The 17,287-nt window shown below is 68.2% G+C and carries 16 protein-coding genes; 8 read left to right on the top strand and 8 right to left on the bottom strand.

The window, feature by feature from the left end; translation table 11 throughout:
• Positions 1-14: 14 nt before the first annotated feature.
• Positions 15-125 (top strand): hypothetical protein, encoded by a 111-nt coding sequence (locus ACK41U_RS17140; RefSeq protein WP_409682792.1) that lies wholly within the window; start codon positions 15-17, stop codon positions 123-125.
• Positions 126-129: 4 nt separating this feature from the next.
• Positions 130-1,389, top strand: coding sequence for an RNA polymerase sigma factor (locus ACK41U_RS17135; RefSeq protein ID WP_409682783.1), 1,260 nt, complete (start codon positions 130-132; stop codon positions 1,387-1,389).
• A 78-nt stretch (positions 1,390-1,467) separates the two neighbouring features.
• Here the strand turns inward: ACK41U_RS17135 and murF are convergent, their stop codons facing one another.
• Positions 1,468-3,030, bottom strand: coding sequence for a UDP-N-acetylmuramoyl-tripeptide--D-alanyl-D-alanine ligase (gene murF, locus ACK41U_RS17130; protein ID WP_409682780.1), 1,563 nt, complete (start codon positions 3,028-3,030; stop codon positions 1,468-1,470).
• A gap of 639 nt (positions 3,031-3,669) precedes the next feature.
• On the opposite strand from murF, the gene ACK41U_RS17125 reads away from it, so the two are divergent.
• Positions 3,670-4,728: an aldo/keto reductase gene (locus tag ACK41U_RS17125; protein ID WP_409682777.1), complete on the top strand. Its 1,059-nt coding sequence runs from the start codon at positions 3,670-3,672 to the stop codon at positions 4,726-4,728.
• Between the two features lie 90 nt (positions 4,729-4,818).
• Positions 4,819-5,754: a DnaJ C-terminal domain-containing protein gene (locus ACK41U_RS17120; RefSeq protein WP_409682774.1), complete on the top strand. Its 936-nt coding sequence runs from the start codon at positions 4,819-4,821 to the stop codon at positions 5,752-5,754.
• Between the two features lie 118 nt (positions 5,755-5,872).
• Here ACK41U_RS17120 and gltX read toward each other — a convergent pair whose 3' ends face one another.
• Positions 5,873-7,195, bottom strand: coding sequence for a glutamate--tRNA ligase (gltX, locus tag ACK41U_RS17115; RefSeq protein WP_409682771.1), 1,323 nt, complete (start codon positions 7,193-7,195; stop codon positions 5,873-5,875).
• Positions 7,196-7,272: 77 nt separating this feature from the next.
• Here gltX and ACK41U_RS17110 point away from each other — a divergent pair, with 77 nt between their 5' ends.
• Together ACK41U_RS17110 and ACK41U_RS17105 are read left to right on the top strand one after the other, a co-directional pair.
• Positions 7,273-7,680: a metallopeptidase family protein gene (locus ACK41U_RS17110; RefSeq protein WP_409682768.1), complete on the top strand. Its 408-nt coding sequence runs from the start codon at positions 7,273-7,275 to the stop codon at positions 7,678-7,680.
• Positions 7,680-8,630 (top strand): 1-phosphofructokinase family hexose kinase, encoded by a 951-nt coding sequence (locus tag ACK41U_RS17105; RefSeq protein ID WP_409682789.1) that lies wholly within the window; start codon positions 7,680-7,682, stop codon positions 8,628-8,630. The genes ACK41U_RS17110 and ACK41U_RS17105 overlap by 1 nt, the downstream gene beginning before the upstream one ends.
• Before the next feature lie 58 nt (positions 8,631-8,688).
• Here the strand turns inward: ACK41U_RS17105 and ACK41U_RS17100 are convergent, their stop codons facing one another.
• Positions 8,689-9,015 (bottom strand): DUF6280 family protein, encoded by a 327-nt coding sequence (locus ACK41U_RS17100; protein ID WP_042251710.1) that lies wholly within the window; start codon positions 9,013-9,015, stop codon positions 8,689-8,691.
• Between the two features lie 360 nt (positions 9,016-9,375).
• Here ACK41U_RS17100 and efp point away from each other — a divergent pair, with 360 nt between their 5' ends.
• Positions 9,376-9,939, top strand: a complete 564-nt coding sequence (gene efp / locus ACK41U_RS17095; RefSeq protein ID WP_409682765.1) for an elongation factor P — start codon at positions 9,376-9,378, stop codon at positions 9,937-9,939.
• Between the two features lie 262 nt (positions 9,940-10,201).
• Here efp and dinB read toward each other — a convergent pair whose 3' ends face one another.
• Genes dinB through ACK41U_RS17080 form a run of 3 tightly spaced genes read right to left on the bottom strand, consistent with a single transcriptional unit; the run spans position 10,202 to position 13,709 of the window.
• Entirely contained in the window at positions 10,202-11,290 is a 1,089-nt protein-coding gene (gene dinB / locus ACK41U_RS17090) for a DNA polymerase IV (protein ID WP_409682762.1), read from the bottom strand.
• Positions 11,290-12,012, bottom strand: a complete 723-nt coding sequence (locus ACK41U_RS17085) for a YgfZ/GcvT domain-containing protein (RefSeq protein WP_409682759.1) — start codon at positions 12,010-12,012, stop codon at positions 11,290-11,292. The genes dinB and ACK41U_RS17085 overlap by 1 nt, the downstream gene beginning before the upstream one ends.
• Positions 12,009-13,709 carry an ABC transporter ATP-binding protein gene (locus tag ACK41U_RS17080; protein ID WP_409682786.1) on the bottom strand — a complete coding sequence of 567 codons (1,701 nt, stop codon included), beginning with the start codon at positions 13,707-13,709 and terminating at the stop codon, positions 12,009-12,011. Before ACK41U_RS17080 ends, ACK41U_RS17085 begins: the two co-directional genes overlap by 4 nt.
• A gap of 395 nt (positions 13,710-14,104) precedes the next feature.
• Between ACK41U_RS17080 and ACK41U_RS17075 the strand changes: the two genes are divergently transcribed.
• Positions 14,105-15,280 (top strand): pyridoxal-phosphate-dependent aminotransferase family protein, encoded by a 1,176-nt coding sequence (locus tag ACK41U_RS17075; protein WP_409682756.1) that lies wholly within the window; start codon positions 14,105-14,107, stop codon positions 15,278-15,280.
• 13 nt (positions 15,281-15,293) lie between these two features.
• Here the strand turns inward: ACK41U_RS17075 and rsmD are convergent, their stop codons facing one another.
• Both rsmD and ACK41U_RS17065 read right to left on the bottom strand, forming a co-directional pair.
• Positions 15,294-15,878 (bottom strand): 16S rRNA (guanine(966)-N(2))-methyltransferase RsmD, encoded by a 585-nt coding sequence (gene rsmD, locus ACK41U_RS17070; protein WP_409682753.1) that lies wholly within the window; start codon positions 15,876-15,878, stop codon positions 15,294-15,296.
• A gap of 94 nt (positions 15,879-15,972) precedes the next feature.
• The gene (locus ACK41U_RS17065) at positions 15,973-17,175 is read right to left on the bottom strand and encodes an NAD(P)/FAD-dependent oxidoreductase (protein ID WP_409682750.1); all 1,203 of its coding nucleotides are present in this window, start codon (positions 17,173-17,175) and stop codon (positions 15,973-15,975) included.
• Between the last annotated feature and the right edge of the window lie 112 nt (positions 17,176-17,287).

The raw sequence follows: 17,287 nt of genomic DNA, 5'->3' as shown, positions 1-17,287 counted from the left end.
GCGGCTATTACGTCATCGACGTGCCCGATCTGGACGCGGCGCTGACCTATGCGGCGCTGATCCCGTCGGCGCAGTTCGGGACGATCGAGGTGCGCCCCCTGATGGACTACAACCCGGCGAGCTGAGCCCATGAGCCCAGCCGCCCCCGGTCCGGCCAGTGCCATAGCGGTGTCCAGAGAACTGGACCGCGTGCTGAGGGCCGACCGGGGGCGGCTTCTGGCCGCGCTGACCGCGGTGCTGCGCGATCTGAGCCTCGCTGAAGACGTTCTGCAAGAGGCCGCGGTTTCGGCCCTGTCCCATTGGGGCCGCACCGGCCTGCCGAACTCGCCGCAAGGCTGGCTTTTGCAGGTGGCGCGGCGCAAGGCCATTGACCGGCTGCGCGGGGCGGTGCGCGACAGCCGCAAGGCGCAGGCGCTGGCCACGCTTGCCCATGATGAGGCCGCGCCCGAGCCGCACACCATCCCTGACGAACGCTTGCGCCTGATCTTCGCCTGCTGCCATCCCGCGCTGGACCCCAAGTCACGTGTTGCCCTGACCCTGCGCACGGTCTGCGGCCTGACCACGACCGAAATCGCGCGGGCCTTTCTGGACGCAGAGCCGACAATGGGCCAGCGCCTCAGCCGCGCCAAGGCCAAGATCGCCGCCGCTGGCATTCCCTTCGCGGTGCCCGAGGCCGAACACTGGCTGGCGCGTCTGGATGCGGTTCTGACCACGGTCTATCTGATCTTCACCACCGGCTATGTCGCGGGACCCGACGAGCCGCGGGACCTGTGCCACGAGGCCATCTATCTGATCCGCCTCATCGACCAGCTGCGCCCCGACGACCCCGAGATCGAGGGCGCGCTGGCCATGATGCTGCTGACCGCCGCCCGCCGCGCCGCGCGGATCGGGCCGGATGGTGCCAGCCTACCGCCGGCGGAACAGGACCGCAGCCTGTGGGACGCGGCGCGTCTGTCCGAAGGGCGCGCGATCCTGATGCGCGCAGTCGCGCGGCGCCGCCCCGGCCCCTTCCAGATCAAGGCCGCCATCGCCGATTGCCAGATGGCCCGGCCCGGACCGGACTGGTCGCAGATCGCAGCCCTCTATGGCGCGCTCTACCGGCACGAGCCAACCCCCGTGGTCCGGCTGAACGCCGCTGTGGCCATTGCCGAGGCAGGCGACCCCGCGCGGGGCCTGGCCATCGTCGAAGGTCTGGCGGATGCCCTTGCGAACTACCAGCCTTGGCACGCTGCGCGCGCTGCGCTGCTGGCAAAGGCCGGTGCCAGCAGCGAAGCTGCATCTGCATACCATGAGGCTATCGCATCCGCTCCGACGCCGGCTGAAGCAGAGTTTCTGAAACGACGCCTCGCGGGACTTGGCACGCCGCAATCCGGTCAACGCGGGACATGAGGCAGCCGCCGCTTGCCGACCGGGTCCATCAGAGATTTGCCATTGACGAAATCCGGTTCTGGCGTCGGGCAATTCGGGCTAGCTGTCGGACAGTGACCAGTCCGGCCGGGCGGGGCGTGTTCCTACCCCCTGCTTTCGCAGCGCCGAGACGGCGGCAGACAGCCCGACCGAGTTGGACGCCTTGACTGCAATCAGATCACCCGACCGGGCCAGCCCGTCCAGCGCGGCCGCAGCCTCTGATGCCGTCCCGGCCCAGAAGCCCGGCAGGCCGCAGGCGTCAAAGACGGGACGCATCTGCTCGCCCACGGCGATCAGCATGTCGGCGCCGACAGCCCTGATCGGTGCAACCAGCCCCTCGTGCAATTGCGGCGACAGCGGACCAAGCTCCAGCATGTCACCCAGAATGAGGATGCGTCTGGTGGCATCTGTCCGTGTGGCGACATAGTCAAGGAGCGCAGTCACAGAAGCGGGCGCGGAATTATAGCTGTCGTCAACCAGTTCAAAAGCTGTCCCGCCCGGCAACGTCACCTGCATCCGCTGCATTCTCGATGGGGTCGGCTGGTAGCGGGACAGCGCCCCCAGATGCGCCGGGTCGGCGCCCGCCGCGATCGCCGCCGCGGCGCAGAGAAGCGAGTTGCGCGCGAGATGTCTGCCCGCCTGACCGACGAGATATTTATGAACCTTGCCCTCGAACCGGATCGTCACGAGGCTTCCGCCCGGCATGTCGTCCAGCGCGATCATGCGGAGATCGTCCGTGTCCAGATCGCCGCAGCTGATCACCCGCGACGCCGCCTTGAGGGCCGCGTCCCGGATCGCACCGGCATGCGGACCTTGGGATGAAACGACCGCGACACCCTCGGATGTCAGACCATCAAGGATCGAGAGCTTTTCGTCCAGCACCCATTCAGGTTCGGCATCGTGGTTGCCGGAATGGCTATAGTCGATCGCGGTGATGACAGCGATGTCAGGCTGCACAAGATGCGCCTTCCGCCGGATCATTCCCTGCTGGGTCATCGAAACCTCGGCAACAAGGAACTGGGTGTCTGACCGGAGAGAGGCGAGAAGGCTGGTAAGAGAAGGCAGTGGATTCTGATTGAGGCGGGTTGCCTGCGTCTTACCGGCGTCGCCCAGAACTGCCGCCATCATGTCCTTGGTCGACGTCTTGCCGACGCTGCCGGTGATGGCGATGACCTTCCCGGCATAGGCCGCGCGGGACGCGCACGCGACAGTCTGATGTGCCACGGTCGGATCGCCCACGAGGATAACGGGGACATCAACCTGAACCGCCGGCGTCGAGGTGACGATGCAGGACGCACCTTTCCTGACCGCCTTGGCAGCCTCTCGCACGGCCTGTCGCCTGTAGGCGTCAACGGTAAAGCATGCCGCACCGGGCCGGGTCCGGTCAGCCGCATGAGAGACCGAGAGGATCGCGGAGGGGGCCTCTGCGCACGGTCGGATTTGACCGCCGACCAGTTCGGCAAGTTGATCGAGGGAGTACAAAGCAGGACGCATCGGGAACCTCAGAAACCACACGAAATAACCTGATGAGGTTATTCCCGCGAGGGCACCGGCGCGCAAGAGACACCATCGGCAGGGCCCTTGCGCGAACCCGCAGGCGGCAGACATACGAACCGCGATCATGGAGCGCTGATCGGGCCAGGCTGGGTGCCTCATGCCTGTGTGCAAAGATGCCATAGCCATCCTCGCGGCGGATAACCTCTGTTGTGACCGACATACCTCACCAGCTACGATTTCGCTTCATCCTCAAGGAGGAGGCGAGCGGGCGCGCACGATCAAGCGTCGCGGCGGCCTGTTGGCACCCGGCAGACAACCGGCCACGGTTCAGCAGCTGGGGGCATCCGAACCAGCGAGCGATGCGAGGCGTTGAACAGCGCGTGGAGGAGATCAAGGCGGCGCAGCGCGAGGCCCGTGAACTGCTGCGGAAGATCACAATCCGGCGCGGCACCTGAGGCCGTCGGCCAGATCCAACAACCGGGCGGCTGAACTCAGAAACCAACAACACAGAGCCGCCCGGTTGTTGAGGTGCTTATCACTCAACCTGACGTTCCAGTAAACTTGTCCTTTTGGACAGTCTTGCCATCCAGCCCGGCAGCGCACGCACCGCATCCCGACCGCGGTGTCGCCCCAGTTCGGGCGCATCCAAGTCACGTCCCGCCTAAACCGGCTGCGACCGATCCCCTTGTTGCCTCTGCGCCTTGCACGCCGCGCAAATGCGATTAGCTTGGCCGGGAAATGCGGAACCACCAAGGAAGCAGCCTGATGAACCGAGTGAAACTGGGCGGAAGCGATGTCGAGGTCAGCGCGATCTGCCTCGGCACGATGACCTTTGGAAACCAGACCCCCGAGGCCGAGGCACATGCCCAGATGGATGCGGCACTTGAGGTCGGCATGACCTTCATGGACTGCGCCGAGATGTATCCCGTGAACCCGGTCCGCAGTGAGACGATCGGCGTCTCGGAGGAGATCATCGGCCGCTGGCTGGCGCGCACCGGCCATCGCGACCGGGTCGAGATCGCCACCAAGATCACCGGCCCCAGCCAGCTGGTCCGCGACGGCGCGCCCTTTGACGGGGCCACCGTGCGGGCGTGCATCGACGCCTCGCTGCGGCGGTTGCAGACTGACCGGATCGACCTTTATCAGCTGCATTGGCCGGTGCGCGGATCCTACGGGTTCCGGCAGAACTGGGGCTATGATCCCTCGGGTCAGGACAAGGCGCAGACGCTGGACCATATGGCCGATGTGCTGGAGGCGATGGCCGATGCGGTGCGGGCGGGCAAGCTGCGCGCGGCGGGGCTGTCGAACGAATCGGCCTGGGGGCTGGCGCGCTGGTGCGATGTGGCCGACCGGACCGGCGGGCCGCGGATGGCGGCGATCCAGAACGAATATTCGCTGCTCTACCGGCTCTATGACACCGATCTGGCCGAGACGGCCGTGAATGAGGATGTGACCCTGCTGGCCTATTCGCCGCTGGCCGCCGGGCTTTTGTCGGGGAAATACGATGGCGGCACGATCCCGGATGGCAGCCGCGCGGCGGTCGACAAGGCCAGCGGCGGGCAGGGCAATCTGGGCGGGCGCCGGACCGACCGGGCGCGCGAGGCCAGCGCCGCCTATGGCGCGCTGGCGGCCGGGCATGGCTGGGACGTGATCCATATGGCGATTGCCTGGCAACTGACGCGCCCGTTCCGGACCATCCCGATCATCGGCGCCACGACCATGCCTCAGTTGCGTCATCTGATTGCCGGGCTGGGCCGCCCCCTGCCCGATGAGCTGCGCCGTGGCATCGACAGGCTGCACCGGCTGCACGCCATGCCCTATTGATGGCACCCTGTTGACACCGCCCTATTGATGCTGGCCGCATGGGGTCTATCTTCTGTTGCAACATGACAGAATTGTTCAGGGGTTCATCTGATGGCAGGCGATCCATATCACGCCCTCGGCGTCAGCCGCACGGCCAGCGCCGACGAGATCAAGAAAGCCTATCGCCGCATCGCCAAGACCGACCACCCGGATCTGAACGCGGACCCGGCGGCGGTGGCGCGGTTCAAGGCGGCGGCGTCGGCTTATGACCTGCTGAAGGACCCCGAACAGCGGCGCCGGTTCGATGCAGGCGAGATTGACGATCAGGGGCAGGAACGGATGCAGCGGCGCTATTCGCATCAGCATGCGGGCGCCGGGCCGTTCGGTGCCAGCGCGGGACGCGGGCCGGGGTTTGGCAACGACCCGGATCTGGGTGACGTCTTTGCCGATCTGTTCGGCCAGCGCGCGGGGCCGCGCGGCTTTGGTGGTTTCGGCTTTGGTCAGGGCGGCGCCGCGATGCAGGACCGGCGCGGCGAGGATCTGCGCTTTGCGCTGGAGGTCGATTTCCTGACCGCCGCGCGCGGTGGCAAGACGCATCTGCTGATGCCCGACGGCTCGGAACTGGGTGTGGCGATCCCCAGGGGCGTGCGCGACGGGCAGCAGATCCGCCTGCGCGGCAAGGGGGCGCCGGGCCATGGCAAGGGCGCGCCGGGTGATGCCTATCTGGACGTGAGCGTGGCGCCGCATGCGGTCTTCCGGCGCGAGGGGGATGATGTCCATATCGTGCTGCCGGTCACGCTGGACGAGGCGGTGCTGGGCGCGCGGGTCGAGGCGCCGACCATCGACGGGCCGGTCAGCCTGACGATCCCCAAAGGCGCGACCAGCGGCCAGCGGCTGCGGCTGCGCGGGCGGGGCATCAACGGCGGCGACCAGCATGTCGAGCTGCGCATCGCCATGCCGCCGGTGATCGACAGCGATCTGGCGGCCTTCTTCGAGACCTGGCGCCGTGAGCATGGCTATGACCCGCGCCGGGACATGATGTCCTGATCGCTGCCCTTCAGCGCGACCCACAGGGGCCGTGGGCACCGGGGGGTGCGGGGGGCAGGCCCCCCCCCCCCCCCCCCGCCATCGCGGGACGCAATCAGCGCCGTTGCGGCAGGGTCGGTCAGCCGCGGGCCTTGACCGCCTGCAACAGCGGCATCACCTGCGACATGTCGGGCCCATGGGCCTGCCCGGTCACGGCCTTGCGCAGTGGCATGAACAGCCCCTTGCCCTTGCGGCCGGTGGCCTCTTTCACGCGGGCCGTCCACTCGCCCCAGGTTGCATCCGTATAGGGCGGCGGCGGCAGCAGGGTCATCGCCTCGGCCACGAAAGCGGCATCCTCGGCGTCGATCTGCGGCTCGGCCCCCTCGCTGAAGATCTGCCACCAGCCCGCCAGATCCTCCAGCCGGGTGATGTTCTGCGAGGCCACGCGCCAGAACCGCTCGGCCAGCGCATCCGGCACGCCAAGCGCCGCGATCCGGTCTGACACGACCTCGTAGGGCAGCGCCTGATTGCGTTCGCGGGTCAGCGGCCACAGATCCTCGGCGTCGAATTTCGTGGGCGAGGCGCCGAATTGCGACAGGTCGAACGCCTCGGCCAGTTCGTCAAGCCGGGCCAGCCCCACCGGCACGCCCGAGCCCAGCCGCGCCATCAACGAGATCAGCGCCTCGGGCGCCACGCCCGCCTCGCGCAGATCCTTCAGCGACAGCGCGCCGATGCGCTTGGACAGTTCCTCGCCCTGCGCGCCGGTCAGCAGCGAATGATGCGCGAATGCGGGCGGGGTGCCACCGATCGCCTGAATGATCTGGATCTGCGTCGCGGTGTTGGTCACATGATCCGAGCCGCGCACGATATGGGTCACGCCCATGTCGGTGTCGTCCACCGAACTGGCGAAGGTGTACAGCACCTGCCCGTCCGCGCGGATCAGCACCGGATCGCTGACCGAGGCCGCGTCGATCGAGATGTCGCCCAGAATGCCGTCGGTCCATTCGATCCGGTTCTGATCCAGCAGAAAGCGCCAGTAGCCCTGCCGCCCCTCGGCCCGCAGGCGGTCGCGGTCGGCCTCTGACAGGCCCAGCCCGGTGCGGTCATAGACCGGCGGTTTGCCCATATTCAGCTGCTTCTTGCGCTTCAGATCCAGCTCGGTCGGGGTCTCGAACACCTCATACAGCCGGTCGGCGGCGCGCAGCGCCTCGGCCTCGGCCCGGTAGCGGTCAAGCCGCTCTGACTGACGCTCGACCCGGTCCCAGTGCAGGCCCAGCCAGTCCAGATCGCGCTTGATGCCGTCGACGAATTCCTGCTTGCTGCGCTCCTGGTCGGTGTCGTCCAGCCGCAGGATGAAGGTGCCGCCGGCCTTGCGGGCGATCAGGTAGTTGAACAGCGCGGTGCGCAGATTGCCGACATGGATATGGCCGGTGGGCGAGGGCGCGAAGCGGGTGATGGTCATGGGGCTCTCCTGTTAGGGTTGCTCTTTCACAGCCGGGCATTTTTGTCCATATCAGGGGGGCAACGCAGGAGGCGCGGATGACGGACTGGGACAGGCAGACACCCCCGGATGCAGCGCAGATCGAGGCGATGGCACGGACCGCGCTGGACGGCCTGCCGCCGAACTTTACCCAAGGCGCGGCTGCGGTGGCGATCCGGGTCGCGGAATTCGCGCCCGAAGATGTGCTGGACGAATTGCAGATCGACGATCCGTTCGAGCTGACCGGCATCTATGACGGCGTGCCGATGACCGAAAAGTCGGTCAGCGACCAGCCGGGCCAGCCCGACATCATCTGGCTGTATCGCCGCCCGATTCTGGACGAATGGGCCTCGCGCGGGGATGTCAGCCTTGGCGATCTGGTGGTCCATATCGTCACGCATGAGATGGCGCATCATTTCGGCTGGTCGGACGATGACATCGCCATGATCGACAAGTGGTGGGAGTGATGGATCAGGCGCCGATCCTGACGGTGACGCTGAACCCGGCGCTGGACCTGTCCACCGCCGCCGACGAGGTGCGCCCGGATCTCAAGCTGCGCTGCGACAAGCCGGTGGTCGATCCCGGCGGCGGCGGCATCAATGTCAGCCGCGCGATCAAGATCATGGGCGGGAAATCGACGGCGATGGTGGCGCTTGGCGGCGCCACCGGCACCCGCATGGCCGAGATGCTGAAAGCCGATGGTCTGGCCGTCGTGCGGCTGACCGCGCCGGGCGAAACCCGGCAATCGCTGGCCGTGACGGACCGGGCCAGCGGCGGGCAATACCGGTTCATCCTGCCGGGGCCGGAATGGCACAAGACCCATGTGGCCGACATGATGTCGGCGATTGCCGAACATGCGCGGGCGGGGGGCTGGGTGGTCGTGTCCGGCTCGAACCCGCCGGGCGTCGCGCCGGGCTTCGAGCAGATGCTGACCGTGCGGCTGAAGGACGGGCGCGCGAAACTGCTGGTCGACACCTCGGGCGATGCGCTGCGGGCGCTGGCCGGGTCGTCCACCCCGGTCGATGTGCTGCGCATGGACAGCCACGAGGCCGAGGGGCTGGCAGGCCGCCCCCTGCCCCTGCGCGCCGACAGCGCGGGCTTTGCGGCGGGGCTGGTGCGCGACGGGGCGGCCAAGGCCGTGATCGTGGCGCGCGGCGATGACGGATCGGTCATCGCCGGGCCGGATGGCGCCTGGCATGCCGAGGCGGCGCGGGTCAATGTCGTCAGTGCGGTGGGCGCGGGCGACAGCTTTGTCGCGGGCTTTGTGCTGGCGATGGCGCGGGGCTGGCCTGTCGATCAGGCGCTGGCGCTTGGGGCGGCGGCGGCCTCCGCCGCGGTGATGACACCCGCGACTGAATTGTGCCATGCCATTGATGTTGAACGATATTATGACGGTCGCGTCGTCACCCGACTGTAGCCTGACAACGCAAAAGACCGCCCCGAGGGGCGGCCTTGCGGCAGGCCTGTCCGGATGATCAGGCGGCTTCGGCCTCTTCGGCCTCGGCGGCCATGCGGCGTTCGCTTTCCTCGCGCGACAGCGCGACCGAGGTGCGCACACCTTTGGAGACGAATTCCATCAGGCCCTTCACGACACGCTCATTCGGGTCGATGCCGGCGCAGGACAGCACTTCGCGGCCATCGCGCGAGCGTGCCCAACGGGCGATCTGCTCGGGGCCGTTGCCATATTTCTTGTCATCGGCAATCGCATCGTCCAGCGCAGCCAGCACCACCGCCGCAAACAGCTTGCGGGCACGCTGCCCTTGTTCAAAATTGAAAGCCGAGCCGTCCACAAAATCGCGCATCATATTTCGTCCATTTCTGCGGTCCCCTTAGGCAAAGGAGACCTTGGGGGCGAATTTGCTTCGCCCCTGGTTATTGGTTCCGTTTCTCCGACGGTGCCGCCTGCCTTAGCCTGTTCCGCCTCCGATTCGATATTACCTGAACGGCATGTCTGCCATGTCTCTACTGCATGTCATGCAATAACAGGGTAAATTCTTTCGTTCGTTCTGCCCGTTGGCGCTGTTTTGCCACATGGCGCGCCTTGACAACGCACGGATTCCGATCTGGTTGCCTCAGCGTACATGCCCCGATATAGGGGCGCCACACAGCCGTTCAACGCCCCGGACGGTGAGAATTTCCCGTAAACATACGAGACGCACCCCATGCCCAAGATCAACGGCAACGAAATCCGCCCCGGCAATATTCTGGAACATGACGGGGGTCTGTGGGCTGCCGTCAAGGTCAGCCATGTCAAGCCCGGCAAGGGCGGCGCATTCGCACAGGTCGAGATGAAGAACCTGCGCGACGGCCGCAAACTGAACGAGCGCTTTCGCAGCGAAGACAAGGTCGAGCGGGTCCGGCTGGACCAGAAAGACCAGCAATTCCTGTATGAAACCGACGGCAAGCTGGTCTTCATGGACAGCGAGACCTTCGAGCAAACCGAGCTGGATGCCGAGCTGCTGGGCGACCGCCGCCCGTTCCTGCAGGACGGCATGACCGCCACGATCGAGTATTACGGCGAAGAGGCGCTGTCGGTCTCGATCCCGCAAAAGGTCACCTGCACCATCGCCGAGACCGAGCCGGTCGTGAAGGGCCAGACCGCCGCCAACAGCTATAAGCCCGCGATTCTGGACAATGGCGTGCGCATCATGATCCCGCCTTTCGTGGGCGAGGGCGAGCAGATCATCGTGAACACCGAGATGTTCGAATACAGCGAACGCGCCTGATTTTCGCGCCACGCGCAAAACTGTTTTTACGCCCCGCAGAATCTTGCGGGGCGTTTTTCATGGCGCAACGGCGGCGTGCGTTGCGTCGCTGTGCCGCGCAACAGCTGGCGGGGGCGGAGGCGTTCGGGGCCAGCGTTTGCTGGGATCTGGGGCTGCACCGGGCAGGCACCGCGGCGGCACCGGGCGTGCACAGGCTGTACACCGCTTGCGGGCGGTGGCTGTTGCGCGGGTTTGGGGATGCGGGCCACGAAGGCGCCGGGCGTCACTGTCCGGCGGGGGGCGTGAAGAGGTCCAGCTGGGCGGGCGCGTCGCCCTCGGCCAGAAAGCCCGACAGGGTGATGCCCAGCAGCCGGGCGCCGCGCGGATCGGGCAGGACGGTCGTCGCAAGGTCGCGCGCGAGGGTCAGCAGCTGCGCCTGCGAGGTGACCGGATCGGGCAGGCTGCGGGCGCGGGTGATCTGCTGGAAATCGGCGAATTTGACCTTGAGCGTCACCGTGCGGCCGCGCAGGTTGTGGCGGGCGACATGGTCCCAGACCTTTTCGGCCAGCGGCGTCAGCGCGTCGAGGGCGGCGTCAAGCGTCATCACATCTTCGGCATAGGTGTTTTCGGCGCCCACCGATTTGCGGATGCGGTCGGGGCGCACCTGCCGGTGGTCGATGCCGCGCGAGATGTTCCAGTAATATTGCCCCGACTTGCCGAACCGGCGGGTCAGGAACTCCAGCGTCTGCGCGCGCAGATCGGCGCCGGTGGTCAGGCCCATCGCCTGCATCTTCGCCGCCGTGGCGGGGCCTACGCCGTGGAATTTGCCGACCGGCAGCGACAGCACGAATTCGGGGCCGCGATCCGGGGTGATGACGCAGAGGCCGTCGGGCTTGTTCTGATCGGAGGCCAGTTTGGCCAGAAACTTGTTGTAGCTGACACCTGCGCTGGCGGTGAGACCCGTCACCTCGCGGATGCGGGCGCGGATGTCCTGCGCGATGCGGGTGGCGGTGCGGCCTGCCAGGTGGTCGGTCAGGTCCAGATAGGCCTCGTCCAGCGACAAAGGCTCGATCAGGGGGGTGTAGTCGGCGAAGATGTCGCGGATCTGCTGGCTGACGGCGCGGTAGACCTCGAAGCGGTGGCGCACGAAGATCAGATCGGGGCAGAGCCGCGCCGCCGTGACCGAGGGCATGGCCGAGCGGACGCCATAGACGCGCGCCTCGTAGCTGGCCGCCGCCACCACGCCGCGCGCCGCCGAGCCGCCCACCGCCACCGGCTTGCCGCGCAAGGACGGGTCGTCGCGCTGCTCGACCGAGGCGAAAAAGGCGTCCATGTCGATATGGACGATCTTGCGGGGGGCCTCCCCCGCCATCAGGGCGCGGGGTCCAGCCGTGCCTCGGCTGCCTGCATGCCCGGTGCCACGCGGTCAAAGCGGACATGGGCCAGCGCGTGACCGCCTGCCTGCGTGTAAAGCGTGCCGACCTCGCGGCTGTCATGGGTGATGGGAGTGCCCAGAGGGGCCGTGCCGGTGATGGCCAGCCGGGTCAGGCCCTTGCGCAGCTCGGTCTTGTGTTTCATGCGGGCAGTGACCTCCTGGCCCACATAGCAGCCCTTGCGGAAATCGACGCCGTGCAGGCGCTCGAACCCGGCCTCCAGAATATAGGTCTCGTTCGGGATCAGTTCGGTCAGCGTTTCGGGGATCAGATGGGTGACGCGGATCGCGTCCCAGTCGCTGCCGTCATCGCCCGCCTGCCCATAGAGCCGCCAGCCAAGCGCCGGGTGGCGCGGGTCGGGGATGGCACCTTCGGGGGCGGCGCCGGTGCCGCGTGCCACGGGCATGTCGACGGGTTCCAGCGTGACGCGCGCGCGCAGCTTGTACATCGACAGGCGGCGCATGAGGTCGTCGGACAGGCGCGCATCGACGTCGATCAGCAGGGCGTCCGGGGCGGGCAGGATCAGGAAATCGGCCAGATACTTGCCCTGTGGCGTCAGGATGGCGGCCCAGCAGGGGGCACGGCGGACATCGTTGGTGACCAGACCTTGCAGGAAATCGACGCGATCCTCGCCGGTCAGGCGGATGATCTGGCGGGTCATGGCATCTCTCCGAATTGCAGGGACACGAGGCGGGCATAGGCGCCGCCCGCCGCTATCAACTGGTCATGGCTGCCCTGTTCGACAACCCTGCCCGCCTCGATCACGACGATCTTGTCGGCGTCGCGGATGGTCGACAGGCGATGCGCGATGACCAGCGTGGTGCGGCCCTCGGACAGGCGGTCCAGCGCGTCCTGCACCAGCCGTTCGCTGGCGGTGTCCAGCGCGCTGGTCGCCTCGTCCAGCAGCAGCACGGGCGCGTCGCGCAGCAGGGCGCGGGCGATGGCCACGCGCTGACGCTGACCGCCCGACAGGGCCGAGCCGCGCGGCCCCACAGGGCTGTCGAGGCTGCGCTGCGCGTCGAGGAAATTGCTGACATGGGCGGCGTCCAGCGCGCGGGTCAGATCGGCCTCGGTCGCTGAGGGGCGGCCCATCAGCACATTGTCGCGCAGGCTTTCGTCGAACAGCGCCGATTCCTGCGCCACGGTCGAGAACTGGTCGCGCAGTGTGCCCAGATCGAACTGCGCCACAGGCACACCGCCCAGAGTGACGCGGCCCCGGTCGGCGTCGATCATCCGGGTCAGCAGGTTGAAGACGGTGGATTTGCCCGCGCCCGAGGGGCCGACCAGCGCGGTGGTCTGCCCGGCCTCGGCGGTGAAGCTGAGGCCGCGCAGCACCGGCTGACCGTCATAGGACAGCCAGACATCGTCCAGCGCGATGCCGGTCGTTTCGGGCGGGGTCTTGCGCGGGCCCGAGGTGACCGTGGGCCGGGTGTCAAAGACCTGATAGATCCGTTCGAGGCTGGTCGCCGCCGTCTGCCATGTGCCCGCCAGACCACCCAGCCGCCGCATCGGCTGGAAGGCCAGCGCCAGCGCGGTGAAGAAGGCCATGAAATCGCCGACGCTGCGGGTGCCGTCCATCACCTCGCGCCCGCCAAGGGCCAGCACGGCGACAAAGCCGATGCCGGTGACGATGTCGGTCAGCGCCGGGATCACCGATGAGGTCGCCGCGACCTTGATTTCGGACTGCCGGATCCGGGTCACGATGGCGGCAAAGCGGGCGGTCTGGTCGGCCTCGGCCCGGTTCAGGCGGATCGAGGCGATGCCGTGCAGCACCTCGTCCAGCCGGGTCGCGCGCAGGCTGGCATTGGCGCGGTTCTGGCGCATCTTGCGGCGGATATAGCGCTGCACCAGCGCCGCCGGCATGATCAGGATCGGCGCACCGACCAGCGCGCCCAGTGTCCAGACCGGGTCGATGCTGAGCGCCACCGCAAACAGCATCACCAGCGCGATGACATCGCGGGTGGCGCCCGTGATCAGCGTGGCCCAGACGCCCTGCACGGCCTGGGTGTCGCCCTGCACCCGCTCGATCATGGCGCCGGGGGGGTTGTCGCGGAAAAAGCGGCTGTCCAGCGTCAGGATATGGGCCAGCAGATCGGTCTGCATCCGGGTCGAGACCGACAGCGAGATCCGCGTCAGCAGCGCCCGGCTGGAGACCAGCGTCACCGCCCGCAGCAGGAACACGCCAAAGATCGCGGCGCCGACCCAGAGCAGCGCGCCCTCGTCCTGACCGATGAAGACCCGGTCGAACAGCGGTTTCAGCATCCAGCTGATCAGCGCCAGCGTCGAGCCTTCGACCGTCATCAGCAGGAAGGCCACCAGCATCGCCGCGCGGTGCGGGTGCAGGTAGTCCAGCCACATGCGGTGCAGCAGGCCCTTGATGCGGTCGGGGACGACCGGCGTGTCGGGGGGCGCATCGGGGGGCGCAACCTCGGCCTGCGGGGCGTCGGGTGATGGCGTATCCGCGGCAGGGGCGCGGGTGTCGGGCGTGTCGGGGCGCGGGTCCAAGGGGGTGCGGGCCTTTCCTTGTCTGGTGCGGCCTTGAGTGACGGGCCTTGTCCGGGTGCCGGGACGTGGCCCGGTTTCCCCAGCCATATCCTCCCTGCCCTGCCCCCGGCAAGGCACGCGCGGCATTTGGGCGTCCCGCTTCCGGTTTCCGACATATCATCGCACCAGATGATTGCCCCAAAATCATTGCGTTGACGCAGGGCGCGGCTGGGCCTACCGATCTTGCACGATGTGAAGGAAACCCCGCAATGAGCCTTGCCCACGGTCACGATCTGATCGCCATTCCCGGCCCCTCGCCCCTGCCTGCCCGCGTGCTGAACGCAGCCCATCGCGCCTCGCCCGATATTTATGCCGAGCCGCTGGCCGTGCTGAACCTGACCGTCATGGCGCAGCTGAAGCGGCTGGCGGGCACGCGCGCGCATCTGGCGCCCTATATCGGCAATGGCCATGCCGGGTGGGAGGCTTCGGCGGCCAATCTGTTCGATCGCGGCGATGCGGTTCTGGTGCTGACCTGCGGCCATTTCGGGCGGTCATGGGCCGAGGTGCTGGAGGCGATGGGCATCGCGGTCGAGCGGCTGGATTTCGGCAATCTGGCCCCCGATCCGGCGCGGCTGGCCGACCGGCTGGCGCGCGACCCGGAGGGGCGGTTGCAGGCGGTGATGATCTGCCAGACCGACACGGCCAGCGCGACCATGGCCGATATTCCGGCGATCCGGGCGGCGATGGCGGATCATCCGGCGCTGCTGGTCGTGGATGCGATCGCCTCGCTTGGCTGTGCGCCGATGCGGATGGACGACTGGGGCGTCGATGTGCTGATCGCGGCCAGCCAGAAGGGGCTGATGTGCCTGCCCGGCACGGCCTTCGTCTGGTTTTCGGACCGGGCGGCGGCGCGGGGGCGGCGCGGGCTGACCACGCCCTATTGGGACTGGCATCTGCGCGCCGGTGCCGAGGCCCTGTGGCGGTTCTGGGGCGGCACGCCGCCGGTGCAGCAGATCTATGCGCTGGACGAGGCGCTGCGGATGATCCTTGACGAAGAGGGGCTGGAGGCGGTCTGGACGCGCCATGCGCGGCTGGCGCGCGCGGTCTGGGCGGCGGTGGATGCCTGGGGGGCGGGCGCCGGGGCCGGCGCGATCCGGCTGTCGGTGGCCGATCCGGGCGCGAGGGCGGCCTCGGTCACGGCGGTGACGCTGCCGGGGGCCGAGGCGCTGCGGGCCTGGGTGACGCGCGAATGCGGCGTGACGCTGGGGGTCGGGCTGGGGGCTGCGGCGCCTGCGGATGCGCTGCGGGTGGCGCATATGGGGCATTGCAATGCGGCGATGGTGATGGGGGCGCTTGGCACGATGCAGGCCGGGCTGATCGCGCTTGGCATCCCGCATGGGCCGGGGGGGCTTGAGGCCGCTGCGGCCACGCTGGCGCGGGGCTGAGGGGTGCGGAGGCTTAGGTCGCCGGGTCGCTTGCGGGCAGGATCGCGCGGGCCATGGTCACCAGCGTGTCGCCATAGCGGCGCTGGTCCAGCGGGCGGGCCCATGCGGGCAGGAGGGGGGGGCGGCTTTCCTCCCACACGATCATCGCGCCGGGGGCGATCCAGCCGCCCGCATGGGCCGAGGCCAGCGCCGCCTCGCCCCGGCCCTGCGCATAGGGGGGGTCGAGGAAGATCAGCCCATAGCCCGCGCCCCGGTTGGGCGGCAGGCGCGTGGCGTCGCGGCGGATCAGGTCGCTGATGCCTTCGGCGCGGGCCAGCGCGGTGTTGCGGCGGATCAGCGCCTGCGCGCGCGGGCCGTCATCGACGAAGGTGGCATGCGCCGCGCCGCGCGACAGTGCCTCCAGCCCCAGCGCGCCGGTGCCCGCGAAGAGGTCCAGCACCCGCGCATCGGGCAGTGGGTTGCCATGGCTGCCGTTGATCAGCAGGTTGAAGATCGCCTCGCGCACGCGGTCGGTGGTGGGGCGCAGATGCGCCGCCGGGTCGCCCTCGGCCAGGTCGGTCAGTTTGAGGCCGCGGAACCTGCCGCCGACGATCCTCATGCTTGCGTCCCGCGCCGGATTTGCGTCCCGCGATGGTGGGGGGGCTTTGCGCCCCCCCACACCCCCCCGCAGGATATTTGCAGACCAAAGCAGGTCATGTGAGCAGGGCTTTCAGGTCGGGAATGGTGGCGATCAGGCTGGGGTCGGGGCTGCGGCCAGCCTCGATCAGGCGCTTGCCGATCATATAGGCGCGGGGGTCGTTCAGGGCATCGACGGCGATCAGGGTGGCGTCGCGGAAATACCAGACCGAGCCGGAATGGGCATCCGTGCCTGCGCGGGTGATGACGTGGTCATGGCCTGCGTTCAGACCGGCGATCTGGAGTTTGGTGTCGAACTGGTCGGACCAGAACCACGGGCGGGCGGTCAGTTGGCGGGGCTGGTCCAGTATATTGTCGGCCACGCATTCGGCCATGTCGATGGCGCCGCCGACGCTTTCGAGGCGGAGCTGCGCGCCCTGATGCGGGAAGCTGGCGCAATCGCCTGCGGCCCAGATCGCCGGATCGGAGGTGCGGCCGGTGAGGTCGGTGGCGATGCCGTTGTCGAGCGCGAGATCTGCGGCTGCGGCGAGGTCGGTGCGGGGCAGGACGCCGATGCCCTGAATGACCAGATCGGCAGCGATCTGGCGGCCATCGGTCAGGGCGACGCCGGTGGCGCGATCCTCGCCCGTGATCCGGGTGATGCCGGTGCCTTCGAGGATGGTGACGCCGTGCAAGAGGTGCAGCTGGCGGATCATGTCGGCGGTTTCAGCGGCGGCGACGCGCCCGAGGATGCGGGGCGCGGCCTCGATCAGGGTGACGTCGAGGCCCAGTTTGCGGGCGACGGCGGCGGCCTCGAGCCCGATATAGCCGCCGCCGATCACCGCCAGCCGGGCGCCGGGTTGCAGCGCCGGGGCGAGCGCGTCGATGTCGTGGAGGTCGCGGATGACATGGGTGCCGGGCAGGTGGCCGCCCATCGCCTGTGGCAGGCGGCGGGGGGCGGCGCCAAGCGTCAGGGCCAGCGCGTCATAGGGGTGGCTGGCCTTGTCGGTGGTGACGATCCGGGCGGCGGGGTCGATCGACAGCGCGGTTTCGCCAAGCCGCAGGTCGATCTGCTGGTCGGTCCACCAGTCAGGCGCGCGCAGCGTCAGCCGGTCGAGGCCCATCTGGCCCAGCAGATAGGCCTTGGACAGCGGCGGGCGCTGATAGGGGGCCACCGGTTCGGCCCCGATCACGGTCAGCGGGCCGGTATGACCCCGGCTGCGTAGCCGGGCGGCCATGGCGGCGGCGGCCTGTCCGGCCCCTAGAATAACGATCCGCATGGCATGCCTCTGACTGCTGGTCTCGCGCTTGGGGGCACCCTATAGTCCCCGCGAATCCGTTGCAATTCAGGAGCGTGCAATGACCATCACCGTCGGAGAGAAGCTGCCCGAG

It is taken from the genome of Paracoccus sp. (in: a-proteobacteria) (assembly GCF_046289755.1).
Classification (GTDB): domain Bacteria; phylum Pseudomonadota; class Alphaproteobacteria; order Rhodobacterales; family Rhodobacteraceae; genus Paracoccus.
The sequence above is the reverse complement of the archived record's forward strand: the minus strand, read 5'-3'. Positions and strand labels throughout refer to the sequence as shown.